This is a genomic window from Streptomyces lydicamycinicus (genome assembly GCF_000829715.2).
Taxonomy (GTDB): domain Bacteria; phylum Actinomycetota; class Actinomycetes; order Streptomycetales; family Streptomycetaceae; genus Streptomyces; species Streptomyces lydicamycinicus.
This window is the reverse complement of sequence record NZ_BBNO01000007.1, coordinates 769,557-783,215: the sequence shown is the minus strand read 5'-3', so window position 1 is coordinate 783,215 and position 13,659 is coordinate 769,557. Positions and strand designations below refer to the sequence as shown.

At 69.1% G+C, this 13,659-nt stretch carries 9 protein-coding genes; 3 read left to right on the top strand and 6 right to left on the bottom strand.

Annotation, left to right across the window (positions count from 1 at the left end; translation table 11 throughout):
- Positions 1-64: 64 nt before the first annotated feature.
- The 3 genes from TU31_RS25905 to TU31_RS25895 are packed head-to-tail and all read right to left on the bottom strand — an operon-like array spanning position 65 to position 4,219.
- Positions 65-547 carry a poly-gamma-glutamate biosynthesis protein PgsC/CapC gene (locus TU31_RS25905; protein ID WP_042158699.1) on the bottom strand — a complete coding sequence of 161 codons (483 nt, stop codon included), beginning with the start codon at positions 545-547 and terminating at the stop codon, positions 65-67.
- Positions 544-1,878 carry a poly-gamma-glutamate synthase PgsB gene (gene pgsB / locus TU31_RS25900; RefSeq protein ID WP_042158697.1) on the bottom strand — a complete coding sequence of 445 codons (1,335 nt, stop codon included), beginning with the start codon at positions 1,876-1,878 and terminating at the stop codon, positions 544-546. The genes TU31_RS25905 and pgsB overlap by 4 nt, the downstream gene beginning before the upstream one ends.
- 13 nt (positions 1,879-1,891) lie before the next feature.
- Positions 1,892-4,219 (bottom strand): cache domain-containing protein, encoded by a 2,328-nt coding sequence (locus tag TU31_RS25895; RefSeq protein WP_042158695.1) that lies wholly within the window; start codon positions 4,217-4,219, stop codon positions 1,892-1,894.
- Between the two features lie 989 nt (positions 4,220-5,208).
- On the opposite strand from TU31_RS25895, the gene TU31_RS25890 reads away from it, so the two are divergent.
- Complete coding sequence (locus TU31_RS25890; RefSeq protein WP_245698711.1) at positions 5,209-6,546, top strand: alpha/beta hydrolase family protein; 1,338 nt, start codon at positions 5,209-5,211, stop codon at positions 6,544-6,546.
- 336 nt (positions 6,547-6,882) lie between these two features.
- Here the strand turns inward: TU31_RS25890 and TU31_RS25885 are convergent, their stop codons facing one another.
- Positions 6,883-7,656, bottom strand: a complete 774-nt coding sequence (locus tag TU31_RS25885) for a hypothetical protein (RefSeq protein ID WP_042158692.1) — start codon at positions 7,654-7,656, stop codon at positions 6,883-6,885.
- A 561-nt stretch (positions 7,657-8,217) separates the two neighbouring features.
- On the opposite strand from TU31_RS25885, the gene TU31_RS40330 reads away from it, so the two are divergent.
- Positions 8,218-8,343, top strand: a complete 126-nt coding sequence (locus TU31_RS40330; protein ID WP_275451857.1) for a hypothetical protein — start codon at positions 8,218-8,220, stop codon at positions 8,341-8,343.
- A 10-nt stretch (positions 8,344-8,353) separates the two neighbouring features.
- Here the strand turns inward: TU31_RS40330 and TU31_RS25880 are convergent, their stop codons facing one another.
- Entirely contained in the window at positions 8,354-9,175 is an 822-nt protein-coding gene (locus TU31_RS25880; protein WP_042158690.1) for an APH(3'') family aminoglycoside O-phosphotransferase, read from the bottom strand.
- 497 nt (positions 9,176-9,672) lie between these two features.
- On the opposite strand from TU31_RS25880, the gene TU31_RS25875 reads away from it, so the two are divergent.
- Complete coding sequence (locus TU31_RS25875) at positions 9,673-11,664, top strand: NACHT domain-containing protein (RefSeq protein ID WP_158894658.1); 1,992 nt, start codon at positions 9,673-9,675, stop codon at positions 11,662-11,664.
- A gap of 114 nt (positions 11,665-11,778) precedes the next feature.
- On the opposite strand, the gene TU31_RS25870 is transcribed toward TU31_RS25875, so the two are convergent.
- Positions 11,779-13,578 (bottom strand): S8 family peptidase, encoded by a 1,800-nt coding sequence (locus tag TU31_RS25870; RefSeq protein WP_042158687.1) that lies wholly within the window; start codon positions 13,576-13,578, stop codon positions 11,779-11,781.
- Between the last annotated feature and the right edge of the window lie 81 nt (positions 13,579-13,659).

Genomic DNA, 13,659 nt, shown 5'->3' with positions numbered 1-13,659 from the left:
CGGTGCCCATGATGACCTCTTCGACGTGCGGACGGGCGCGGCGGACGCGGGCGGAACGGCGAGATCAGCCGATGGGCAGCGCCCCCAGCAGCAGCCCGGCGACGAGCACCACATACGTGCCGAGGGTCACCGCCGTTGTGGAGATCACGGTGGCGGCCAGCGGTTGGCGGACCAACTGGTACGCGATGAGGCCGGGCACGATGAAGCCCAGGGTCTGGGCGGTGTAAAGGAGCGGGAACTCGTGCTGGAGCGCGAGCAGCACCGTGGTCTGGAGCAGCACCGCGGACAGGACCACGGCGGCGAACAGCCGCTTCCCGTAAAGGATCACATGGCGCTGAAGGACCTTGGTCGCGAGGAAGGTGAGCGCGGTGACGCCGATCACCATTGCGGCCCGGACGACATCGGTGACGAGGGTCAGCGCCAGCCAGCCGGGGGTGATCATGCCGCCGGGAGAGAGGTTGGTGGTCAGATAGCAGACCAGTGAGAAGACCAGTCCGAGGGCTATCCCCAGCGCGATGGTCTGCGGAGTGACGTTGACGGGGATCACAGCGAGTTCCTTGTCGGCTGGTACAGGGCGTCGGCATGGGCGGAGGCGGGGCTCGGGGTATGCGGGCCGGGCACGGCGCGGTTCAGCGAGGCCACCCAGCTGTACGGCTCCGGCTCGGGCGGGTGCGCGACCGGAAGCGGCTCGTCGGCGTCGTCAGGGAGCAGCTTGCCGAGGTGCTCCAGAAGCAGCTCTCCCTGGCCGTGGATATTGCCGACGGCCACCAGCGAGGAATCCGGCCCCAGTTCGTCAAGGACAGCGCGGGTCAGCTCCTGTGCGTCGCGCCGGTCGCCGCCCAGGTCCACCACCCGACCCGACCAGCCCGACGGGATGCCGTCGCGGGCGCTCTTGGCCGGATGCCCGATGAGGAAGACCGTCTCCGGGTCCAGGTCGGGGACGATCGCTCCCATCTGCCCGTTGCGTTCGACCCGGTCCGGGCGGCAGTTGATGACCACGTTCAGCGGACGGCGGATCGCACCGAGTTCCTCCAGCTGACGGACGTTCATCAGCGTCGACTCGGGATCGTTGGCGGCGAAGACATTGGCGAAGCGCAGTCGTTTGCCGTCCGGTGTGCGATAGCGCTCGACGGAGAGCACACCGGGGTCCGGCGGCGCGTCCCACATACCGCGCAGTGCGGTGGCCCGGTCGACACCGAGCAGTTCGGCCACTGTCAGCGCGATGGCGACGTTCTCCTTGAAAGTGAACCAACTGAACCCGCGCAGCTCCTCATCCGTGACCGACTCCGGATCCACCGCGATCAGGCGGCACCTCCGCTTGTCCGCCTCCTCCTGGAGAATGTGCAGCCGCTCCCGCTCGGCGGTGACACAGACCCCGCCGACCGGCATCGACCGGGACAACGAGCGGGCCACATCGTCCAACGTCGGTCCCATTTCGGCGAGATGATCCTCGCGAACGTTGCACAGCACGCCGATCGTGGAACGGATCAGCTTCTCCTGGTTGATCTCCTGAAGTGCAGGCGTCACCGCCATGCACTCGATCACCAGAGCGTCCGGCCGGTAGGCCGCCCCGCGCCGGACGATGCCGATCTGCTCCACGACGTTGGCGATGCCCAGCTTCCGGTACACCGGTTCCTCGGTGGCATCCGGGTGGATGAACCGGGCAGCGGTGCCGGTGGTCTTGGCCACGGTGACCAGCCCACCCCCGCGCAGCGCCCCCGCGCACAGCCGTGTGATCGAGCTCTTGCCGCGAATGCCGTTGACCAGCACCCGAGTGGGGACCTGCGCCAGCGCGGCGTAATGGCGCCGCTGCTCCAGCACGCCGGCGACCAGCAGCACGGCACAGCTCAACAGCAGCACAACATAGAGAAAAAGCACGTCAGTTGGTCCTTCACTGCTGCGGCGGGCCGCCGCTTCGGAACGATGGGGCAGGGACAGAGGCCGCGTAAGCTCGCCCGCCGCCGCGGTCCCTCTCCACCAGCGCCTGCCGGAGCAGTTCCAGACTGCGGGTGACCGAGCCGCACTCGTCGTGGTGAACCGGGTACAGGACGGTGCGGCGGTCACCGCCGGCCAGTCGCTCCGCGCATCGGGTGACGGCGCGCAGCGGCCTGACCACCACGATGTGCAGCCAGCTCAGGCATGCGACGCCCACGGACAGGGCGAGCAGACCGGCCAGCATGGTGCGCGCTTGCAGCTGAAATGCCGCCAGTTTGAGCGCTGCGGCAGGCTCGGCGGAGACCACTTGCCAACCGAGTCCGGCGAGGGGCCCCTTCTGCGCCAGTGGCGCTGCGGCCGCGACCGACGGGCCCTCGCCCGGGGCCGTCCCCGTGTGCAGTACGGCCGATGCCGGGCTGCCCGCGCTTCCAGGTGCTGCCTCGGTCCTGGCCGCCAGACGGGTGAGGCCCCGGTGGGGAAGAGACTGGAAGGCCTGGAAGCCGGCGCTCGCCGCGAGCACTCTGTGGCGCTTGTCGGTCAGCCACACACTGCCGAGCCCCTGACGCTCAACCAGGGAGTTCAGCGCGTTCACGCCGATCTCGGCGACGACGACCGCCGGGGCGGCGTCCTTGGTGTTCCTGGCCTTCCGGGCCGCCGGGACCTGGGCGTAGGCGGCGATCGCGGGGATCGGGCCCGACGTGTTGACCTGGGTGATTCCGTCGCCGGTCGGCGCATGGGCGAGGGTGCGCAGGGGCTGCCTGCCCACCCGCAGCACGACGGCTCCGGTGCGGTCCAGCACATACAGCGACCGGAACGTGGGGTGGTCGGCCCGTTCGCGCCGCAGTACCTCCGCCGCCCGCTCGCGTGGCGCACCGGAGAGGGCTGACGCCGCCGTCGCAAGGTCGGTGCAGCTCCGGCCGAGGGACCGCCGCACCCGGTCAGCGGCGGCCTCGGTGCGTGCCTGCTGGTCGGCGACGGCGGCTGCCGGTACGGCCTTGGCTGCCGGTACGCGGTTGAGCAGGAACAGCAGCGGTATCCCCCACGCGGCGATCACGAGTGCGCAGACGAGGACCAGCGCCCGGACACCGGGGCGGCGCCGCACCGGCCGCACGGGCTCCGGTCCCGTCTCGCCGAGCAGTTGGCGGCGGATCGACTCCAGCGCCCTGCCGGCCCTGCCGGGCTCGCCGAACGCGGCAACCGGCACCGGCCGCGCCAACTCCTCGCGGTCACTGGGCGTTTCACCGATACCCCTGGCCAGCCGGGCAGCGGACAGATGCAACCGCAGCAGCGGACGCTGCATGCTGCCCCACAGCACCAGGGTGACCAGCACGGTGATCACCACCAGCGCACCCGCGGCCACGAGGGCAAACCACGTATGGTCGGCTCCCTCCTTGGCCGGCGGCACATCCCTGGCCGTGAGAACGGTCAGCCCCAGGCCGGAGGTGTCGTCCTTGCCGTCCGTCGCGGCGACCGATGCCCACCCCATGACCCTGCGCAGCCCTTTGTGACCGTCGCCGAGCTCGCTGCCCGAGACGTCGCCGGTGGCGAGACCGGCGTTCGCGGCGTTCGCCGCAGCGGCAGGCAGAGCACGGTGGTCGGTACGGGGTGCCAGGGCAGCGCCGGTGGTGGCGGCGGTGGCAAGCACCTTTCCGTTCCGGTCCGCCAGTTGGCCGGTGCGTCCGTCTCCGTACACCGCTGGAGCAGCGACCTTTTCCGAGACGACAAGCAGGAGTTCGCGTGCTTCCGCGCCCTGATCCTCCCTCAGGTCTCCTGCCTGATCGTGGTTCTCGTCCTGCTTGGCGTCCGAAGCGGGGGCGGCCACCCGGGCGAAGAGCAACAGCCGCGGTTCGCCACGGCCCGAAAAGGCCAGCCGGGGCGCGATGTTCGCGGTACCGGTCCGCACCAGCGCCGGCACATCCACCCCGGTCAGCGGCACCGTCTCGCCACTGGCCGCCAGCGGCCTGCCAGTGCGCGGGTCGAGCAGCGCACCGCCTCCCGCAGGGTGCCCGGACGGGAGAAGGGAGCGCAGGAGTGCCACCGGAGTGCTGCTGCCCGCGGGTGCGCCCGAGGCCGCAGCGCGGCGCACTGCCGTGGCTCTGGCGTTGATGGAGGTCCCGACCGTGTCGGCGGCATCCTCAGCGATCTGACGTTCCGCGTCGCGTAAGGCCTGGGGGACATCCTGTTCGTGAACGGTACCGAGACCGAGTGCGGTGAACGCGGCAACTGCCAGCAGGGTGCAGAGCAGTGCGGCGATCGGTGGGCGGACGCCTCCGAGCAGAGGCATGTCGGCACGGCGTCGGGTGCGGTGCGGACGGGGCGCGCGGTAAACAGCGTGCAGGACAGCGTCCTCTCGGCATGTGGGGAATGGCCGTGCGACAACTCGACCAGTAGGAATACTGGGAGCACAGGATAATCACAAGTCCGTTCGTGCTGGGTCCTTGTATACCGGCTCGCCGGAACTGCGCTCAACTCGCCCTTGGGAGAGGTCGCTTATGCCTCCCCGGTGCGGCCCCGGCGTGGCGTAATTCCCAACACCCCTGCCGAACAGGGCGATTGCCTGCAAGGTTTCCCATCCGCATTCGCCGCGTCACACACAGTCGCGGGTCCACCCAAGACCGCCCCTGAAACCGCCCCTTCTCAAGGAATACGCAAACCCGCAGGGGGTTGCCGGCAAGGCTCAGCGATCACGAACTGGCGCGTAACAAAAACGCTCAGTGAAAACGTAAGCAACGCCAGCGAATTCTGGATCCGATGGCGACCGTCCGGCGATGGCATGAATCGGCCATCTTCCGCAGAGACCTTCTGACCGGGGGCAGCGCGCCGTCAGCCACCGCGCCGAGGCAACGAAACAGCAGCGCACGTCGCCCCTTCACTGACATCGGCCTTTGCTGTTGCGACTGGTTCCCTGAGGCTGCCAAGTTGTCAGGCTTTGACAACTACCACCGGCCGCACCGGGGTATTTGTCCCGCACGTGTCCGTATCGGCACCCGACGCCGCTCACCTCGGTGGCATACTCCACGAGCGCCGACAGACCGTTCCCAGCACGGATACGTCCAGGGAAATGGCCGGCCACAGCGGCCGGGCAACGGACGGGGTACGAAGTCACACCCTGCATTTTCTGGACGCGTCAGCAGCGCCCATCTCACCAACCGCCATGGGCATAACTCCCCGGACAATCAGCGGGGTTGGCACGACCATGGCAAATTGCCTATACGATGATCGCCAGCCGATCGCCGGTTCACGTGGCGATCACCACCATGGAGGGGGCTGCCCATGAAACACGCCCGAAGGCGCCAGAGCCGGTTGCGCACGCGGGTCGCCGGCACCACAGGACTACTGACCCTCGCCCTGGGCGCCGCGGTCGCGCCGGCCACCGCCGCCGAGAAGACCGCCAGTGCGCCCACGACCACGGCGGCGGCCTTGGACGACGCGGCGCAAGCCCCGGGCCAGATGGTGGCCTTGGACGACGCGGCGCAAGCCCCGGGCCAGGCGGTGGGCTTGGACGCGGCGCCACACCCGCGCCGGACGGCGTCCTTGAAGGTGGCGCCGGCCCCGGGCCAGCTGACTCTCCCCGCCCCGACCGGGCGCCATCGCGTCGGAACGGTCGATCTCCACCTGCGCGACTCGAAACGCATGGATCCGTGGGTGCCCGGACAGCAGCGCGAGTTGATGGTCTCGCTGTGGTACCCGGCCACACACACCTCCCGCTATCCCGCCGCACTTCTCCCCAACAGCCAGCAGGTGCTGCCGGGCGGGGTTACCCTGCCCACCACTGCCGGGCACACCGGCGCCCCGGTTGACCGCAAAGCCGGCAAGCTGCCGGTGCTGCTCTACTCGCCCGGCGGGCGTGGGAACCGTGCGACGGGCACGGCACTGGTTCAGGACCTGGCCAGCCGCGGCTACTTGGTCGTCACCATCGACCACACCCACGACACCAGCGATGTGGTGTTCCCTGGCGGGCGACATGAGGTGAGCATGCTGCCGCCAGGCACCAAATCGCGCGACTTGATCGACGTCCGGGCGGCGGACACCCACTTCGTCATCGACCAGCTGGCCGAGATCGCCCGCGGCCACAACCCGGATGTGGAACACAAGCCGCTCCCCCACGGGCTGACCCAGGCCGCGAGCACGAAACACGTCGGGATGTTCGGCGCTTCCCTCGGCGGAGGATCGGTGGCCGCTGCCATGCACGCGGACTCCAGGATCGACGCCGGCGTGAACCTGGACGGCCAGCTCTTCGGCTCGTCGGAATACAAGCGGCTCGACCGCCCCTACATGCTGTTCAGTTCCGAGCACCACAACCGCAACACCGACGGGAGCTGGGCGCGGCTCTGGGAACACCTGCACGGAGAGCGGCTCGACCTGAAGCTGCGCGGTTCCGGGCACAACTCCTTCGTCGACAACCAGGTCCTGTTCCCCCAGGCGCCGGGCGCATTCGGGATCACCCCGGAAGTCATGCAGCAGGCGCTCGGCACGATCGACCCCAATCGCTCCATCGAGGTCCAGCGCACCTACGTCGCAGCCTTCTTCGACAAGCATCTGCGCCACCGGGACAGGAGCCTGCTCGACGGCCCCTCGCGCCATTTCCCGGAGATCGACTTCGTGCGCTGAACACCGTCCCGCTGACGTCGCGGTATGCCCGGGCCAGCCGTGGGCGGGCAGACAACGTAAGACCGCCGCTCCAGGATCTCTCTCCGTACGGTGAAGGGACGGGCCGGTTCACCACCACGCCAAGCGCATCAGGAGAGTCATGGCCAGGCCGGCTCTCCAACGGAGACCACTTCGTCTCCAGCTCGACCGTCTGCGAGGGCCACACCAGGGAGTCCATGCTCGGCTACGCGTTCCCGTAACACCTCCCGATCCTGGCGGGGACCGGCCCTGACAGACGGTCAGCCAAGGCCGCGCGGCACCACCGTGGTGCAGAGCGCGGCACGCATCGGCAGGCGGTTACGGCTCGATCGTGACCGGCTTCTCAGCACGAAGGTCGCTGACGAAGCCGCCGTTGACCACGCGCATCCAGTAGGAGTGCGAGCGGTCCGCGGGAGGAATGTCGGGGTGACGCTCCAGCTTGCGGTCCATCGAGGTGGCGCCGGCCTGGACGTTCCGTTGGAACGTGTAGGGATGCCACACGCCGATCTCGCTGGAGTAGAAGGGCTTGCGCTCCATCAGGATGACCTGGTCCGGGTTGCCCTGCGCGGGCTTCCAGGTGACGCGGACGGTGGCCGGGTCGAGGCGGTCGACGGACGTCAGCACCGGCGCCTTCGGAATCACCGAAGAGGCGGCGGGCTTGAGGTCGTTGCTGTGAATGGTCCGCGGTACGGACGGATCGTAGTTCTCCGGGTTGCCCAGCTTCCCCGTGACGCGGAGCGCGGTGGGGGCCTGGCCCCCACCGCCCGCGCACGCGTCGACCTGGACGACCTTGCGCCAGTCGTCGGAGATCCTTACGTAGTCCTCCTTCTGGGGCGTCAGCTCGCGGGCGCCGCCGCCGAAGACCCCGCTCACGGAGTAGACGTAGCGGGAGTCGTGGGAGCGGACCACCTGGTAGCTGCACCGGTCCACGGCCGCGGCGCGCGCGTTGATCGCCGGCTGGAGCGACGGCGCGTCGCCGGCAGGTGCGGCGACGGGGGCCGGCAGGGCTGCTGTGGCGACGCCTGCGCCCGAGGCGAGGGCACCGAGACTCAGCGCGCAGGTGGCGATGGCGGCAGCTATTCGAGAGGTCATACATCCTCCGGTGACATCCAATGGCTCACGGGGAGCCGACGAGCAGATGACGTGCTGGGCCGGCCCGGGCCGCCTGTGTGGCCCGGGCACGGATACGTCTGCGGCGCGGGATGCCTCGGACGTTGGGGCGGCCCTGATCGGGACAACCGACCAGGGCTGGACGCTACCGGCAATTGCTGGTCAAGAAAAAGTCATGGCACGGCAAAGCGAAGGTTTTGCGTCACCTTTCTTCGGCTGACGGCTTTCGCTGCCGGGGCGACGACCGGCTGGGCCACAGCGCTTCGTACCTTCAGAACCTTCCTGGAGCGCCATGCTCGCCCCGACGGCACATCGCCCTTCGAGCACGAGACCCCGCCCACCGGGGAGGAAGCCGCCGAGTGGCGACTGTGGGCAACCACTGTCTTCATCCCGAACTCCAAGCCTTGCGCGCCCTGGTCCTCAAGCGGATCAGTCGAGCGTTGGTCCGGGTGTGCCGTTGGCTCATGCGCAGTGGGCGCGGATCGAGCCGTTGCTCCCGGACCGGGCGCCGAAGCAGGGGCGGCCGCTGGAGGGAACCGCGAGGTGATCGACGCGATCGCCTTCAAGTCCCAGACCGGTACCCAGTGGGTGCACCTGCCGGAGAAGACCGCGACCATCTACCTGGCCGGACTCCACATCGCCGGGATCTTCCTCTGGTCCGCCCGCTGATCGCCATCGATCAGCCCCACGTGAGCGGGTCGAGATGGAGGTAGAAGCGCAGGCGGTCGTGGTCCAGGTCGATGCCGTACTTCTCGGCGAACGCCATGTCAGCCGCCCGCCCCCGCTCCTCGTCTGTCCATGTCTCTCGCGCGTTGGCGAGCAGCAGCGCCAAGTCGGCGTAGCGGTCGGCCAGTCCGAGGCGGCCCAGGTCGATAAAACCTGACACGTCCAGGGTCCGCGGATCGAGGATGATGTTGGGCAGGCACAGGTCCCCGTGGCAGACGACTGTGTCGGCGGCTTCCTGCTCCCGTCGCCGTGGGACTTGCAAAGTGATGCGGTCCAGCAGCTCCGCAGCGGGCGTGTTCTGCTGCTCGACGGGAAGGAACTCCGGGTTGACGGCGCCACGGGCCACGACGTCACGCGCCACGGCGACCATGGCGTCCAGGCCCCGGCGGAATGGGCACTGCGACACGGGCACCTCGTGCAGCCGACGGACCGCGTCCGCGATGCGTTCCCAGGCGCCTCGCAGGTCGTCAGTGGACACCTGATCAGCAGGTATGCCGGAGACGGCTCTGGTCACCAGACAGGCGCCTGCCTCACCAGAGTGCCAGTCGAGCACTTGAGGACCAGGTACACCCTGATCATTCAGCCAGGCGACCCGGTCGCGCTCGGCCTTCAGGCCGGCTGCATCCGCAGCAGGCACACACTTGGCATACCGGGTGGCGTCCGCGCTACGAAAGACGGCTGCTCCCGATTCACCCGAGGTGACAGGCAACCAGTCACCGTCGTCCACGCCGAGCAGCACCGGCGATACGGTCCAAGGTCCGGGGCGATCGCTCATGGCTGCCACTCTAACTAGCTCGGTATACCCGGCTTGTGGCACGGCGCGATCCGAACGAAACGGGCCTAGGCGCCTATGCCCGAGAGGAATTCACTCGCCTGAAGGCAGAGCAGGCTCGCCTGCTGAGGCACCGGTAGAGCCGGCGGAAGCGGAGTTCGCGGAGTGGCAGCGCATCGACTGGCTGCTCGCCGCGACCGCGGACAGACGGCCAGAGGGACGACGAGTGTGTCGTGGAGTCGTCATACCTGCGGGTAGCACGGGATTCGGGCCGGCCAGACGTCTCGCGGTCGGCCTCACGCGATGTCCTGCATGACTGATGGAAGGACATGGCCCGTAACTGTCTGACACACTCCAAGTGCGGTGGCAGGAGGGGGACATGCATGGTCATCGTGGGCTTGGCACTCATCGCGGTCGTCGTCTTCGTCGTCCTGGGGTTCGTTTTCCGGTCCCACGACCGAGATTCCGCGGCCACCCTCGTCCAGGGGATCGGCGCAGTCGTGGTTCCCGCCGCCAGCGCGGCGTTATGGCTGACGAACCGAAGGCCGCGGACGGAACTCACCGAACCGGCACTGCGTGACTTCGCCGACGAGCTGGCAGAGCGGGTAAGGGCGCAGTGGAGTGCCGCGGCGAGCGAACGACGGCTGATACATCCGAGCCCCGTGCCGGTGCGCTGGCGGTGGTCCCATCTTCCCGTGTCGGGTCCGGTGACCGACGCAGTGGGCATCGGGACCGCCTCATCGCGGTTCCGGCCCCTGCCCGGGCTGGCCCCGATCACCGCGGCGGATCTGGAGTCGGGCGCCGTCCGGGACCTGTTCCGCCTCTATGGTGCGCTGGACTCCGGGCGGATGGTGATCGTCGGAGCGGGCGGTGCGGGAAAGAGCGGCGCCGCCATTCGGTTGCTGCTCGACGCCCTCAGCCATCGCGAGGCGCTCGAACCTGACGCGCGCGCGAGAGTTCCCGTACCGGTGCTGCTGACGCTGAGCGGATGGGACCCGCTGAACCAGCGGCTTCATGACTGGCTCGCCACTCGACTGGCCACGGACTACATGTTCAGGAAGTCCGGAGAACACGCGGGCGGTGTTGTCTCCAGGCTCATCGGCACCGGTCGAATCGCCGCCTTTCTCGACGGGCTGGACGAGATACCCGAAGCCGTACGCCCAGCCGCTCTGCGGGCGCTGAACGAGCAGGCGAACTTCCGCCTGGTCCTGTTGAGCCGTGTTGGTGAGCTTGTGACGGCCGTCGCCGCGGAGGGACCGCTTTCCGGCTCCGCCGGGCTCGAACTGCTTCCGGTCAGCGCCCAGGACGCGGCGGAGTACCTGACGCGTTGCCAGGCGCAGCCGCCCCCGGATGCCTGGCGCAGTCTGGTGCGGCACATCCGTATGAACCCTTCAGGCGCAGTGGCTGAGGCACTGGACACGCCATTGATGCTCACGCTGATGCGCGACACCTATCGCGCGGATCAGCGCTTCGATCCCGAGCGGTTTGCGGACAGGGCCGCAGTGGAGGACCACCTCCTTGACCGCGTCCTGCCCGCCGCCTATAGCGACGACCGGCCCGGCCAACCGCGCAGTCGCTACAGCCTCGGCCAGGCCGAGCGCTGGCTCGGTGTCATCGCGCACCAGATGAACAGCGAGAGAAGCCGTGACCTGGCTTGGTGGCAGGTCCCCCGGTGGCGGCCGGCCTGGCCGAGGACGGCAGCCAGTTGCCTCTTCGCGGGCCTCCTCGCCGGGGCGGCGGGCCTCTTCTGGGCAGGGCCGTCCGCCGGGCTCGGAGCCGGTGCGGTGGTGGGTCTCTCCGTAACGATGTCACTCACGTACGGACGTGCCGGGGACTCGCCCCAGCTGTTGGGCCGTTTGCAGTGGAGGGACTTCGTCGTCCGCGAGAACTTCCTCTTCGGGATCGCCGGCGGTGGGGCGGTCGGAGTGGCCATAGGCGTCGCCCTCCTCCTCACCCATGACCGCGTCGTCATGCTTTTCGGAGGGCTGGTGATCGGCCTCCTCGCCGGTGTGGTGGGAGGATTCGTCACGGGGCTGAGCAATCGCAGCGCCGACAGCCGGACTCCCATCGGTCCCGTCTCCTGCTGGAGACAGGACCGCCAGTACACCCTCACCGCCGGGATCGCCGGCGGCCTCGCCGGCAGTCTCATCGGTGGAGCATGCCTGGGGCTGCTCGCCGAATTGGCGAACGAGCGCATCTTCGGAGTCATCGACGGATTCCTGCCCGGGGTCGCGCTGGTGACGGAAGGTGGCCTCCTGCTCAGTTTGGCGCTGAGCCTGGTGGGGTCGGCGACCTGGCGCACCTTCCTCGCGAGCCTCCAGCTGCGCATGAGGAACGAGGCTCCAATCCGCCTGGTCAGGTTTCTCTCGGATGCTCGCGAGCGTCACGTCCTGCGGACCGTGGGGCCCGTATTCCAGTTCCGCCACGCCCGGCTCCAGGATCGTCTGGAGGAGGCGTTCACGACCCGCAACGGGCCCGGAGCCGACGGTTAGCGGCCGTGCTCCGGACCGGACGCGCCACCGGGGCACACGCCAGCGAAGGGAAGTTCGGGGCGGCCAAGCAGGGCGGGTGTGTGGTTCGGCGGGCCGCCAGGGTGAGCCTGGCCGTCAGGGGGTGGCGGAGCTTACGGCGGCTGCGCTGTCCACCTTGCCCGCACCCCAGTCGTTTCCGGATGCCGCGCCGGTGAAGGCGTCGAGGCGGGCGGAGTCCATGAGGAGCCGGATCAGTTCGGACTGCGTCATCGTGGGGCGGGCCTGCAGCATGAGGGCGCAGACGCCCGTCAGATGGGGCGCGGCCATGCTGGTGCCGGACATGGACCGGTACTGGTTCGTGCCCGCGGCTCCCACCAGCGCCGAGGTGATGGCCTGCCCCGGAGCGGCGAGAGTCGGTGCGTCCCGGCCGTCGCGGGTGGGGCCACGGCTGGAGAAGGTGGACAGGTTGCCCTGGCCGGCGCCCTTGGTGATGTAGGACGCGGCGGTGACGACCTTCCGGCTGGTGCCGGGTACGGAGATGGTGACGTCATCCCTGCGGTGGCTGCCGATGAACTGGGGGACGATATCGCCCCGCTCCACCCAGGCGTGCCAGCGGCCGCTGTCGGCCACCGCGAGGCCGGTGAGCGTCAGACTCCAGCTGCCGGGCACGAGCGCCGTCTGGCTCGCCGGGTGCAGCTGCACATAGATCCGGTTGTCACCGTTCTCTCCGTGATGGACGACCGAGTCGACGAAGGCCCGGTTTCCGCCGGGCAGCGTCAGCTCGGTGGTGGAGCCCGGGGTGACCTCGGCACTGGGGATGTCACCGGGCGGGGTGATCTGCAAGGAGAGACGGTCGTTGCCGGAGTACCAGAGGTCGATCGTGTCCGGTGTGTCGTCGCCGGCGGGCACCGCGAACCGCACGGTGTCCACCTCGCCCTCCGCCAGCTCCCCGGTCGCGTGCACACCGGCGTTCGCCGCGTTGCCCGCGGATTTGACCAGGGCGTGCCCGGCATCCCGCAGCAGATTGTCGATACCGCGTTCCAGCAGGCTGGAGCCGTCGTGGGGGCCCAGATTGTCCCCCTGGCTGATGTTGATGACCGCTGGCCGGCCGAGGGCCTCGGCGACATCGAAGATATAGCGCACGGCGTCCAGCGTGCTGGCCGAGTCGCCCATGGCTTCGGTGGTCAACCGGTTGGCCACCACGATCAGTTCGGCCTCCGGCGCGACACCGATGAAGGTGAATCCGGGCTTGCCGTTGCCGGGTGACGAGCCGTCGCCGGCGGCGATCCCGGCCACATGTGTACCGTGTCCGACCCGGTTGTCCATGTGCCGTACGACGCCGAGCGGGTTGGGTGCGGAGAGCGCGAGATCGATCGCGGCACGCTGGTATTCGACCCCGTAGCCGAACGGTGTCGGCGAGGTCTCCCCGGTATTCGGGGTCAGACTCTGGTCCCAGACGCGCAGGATGCGGGTCCGCCCCGTCGGATCGCGGAAGCAGCCATGGCGCCAGTCGATCCCGCTGTCGACCACCCCGACGATCACTCCGGCCCCGCGGAACGACGGCGGGCCCTCGTGCACCTGGTCGGCGTGGATCTCCGGTATGGACGCGTCCAGCTCGGGTTGCGTGGGCCGGGACGCCTCGACGTACCCCACGGAGTCCATCTCGTCGAGCTCCGCGAGGCGGTCCACCCCGATCTCACCGCTGATGATGTCCCCGGCCCGGGTGAACACCGACAGTCCCGCGTCGTCGAAGTGCTTGCCGAGGACCTCCGCATCGTCCTCGGCACCCTCGGCGATGCGGACGAGCACCCGCACCCGTGGTGTCTCCACTCCTTCCACGGTGAGCCCGAAGCGACCGGTCGATTCCAGGCTTGCCAGCTCCGCCTGGCCTTCCTCCGCTTGCGATGTCAAGAATTTCAGCCGTGAGTCGAGCATGGGAAAACTTCTCTCCGCGAGATCGCCCCGACGGGCCGACGAGGCCGCCCCGACGAACTCGCCGGCCTGCACGGCCGACGG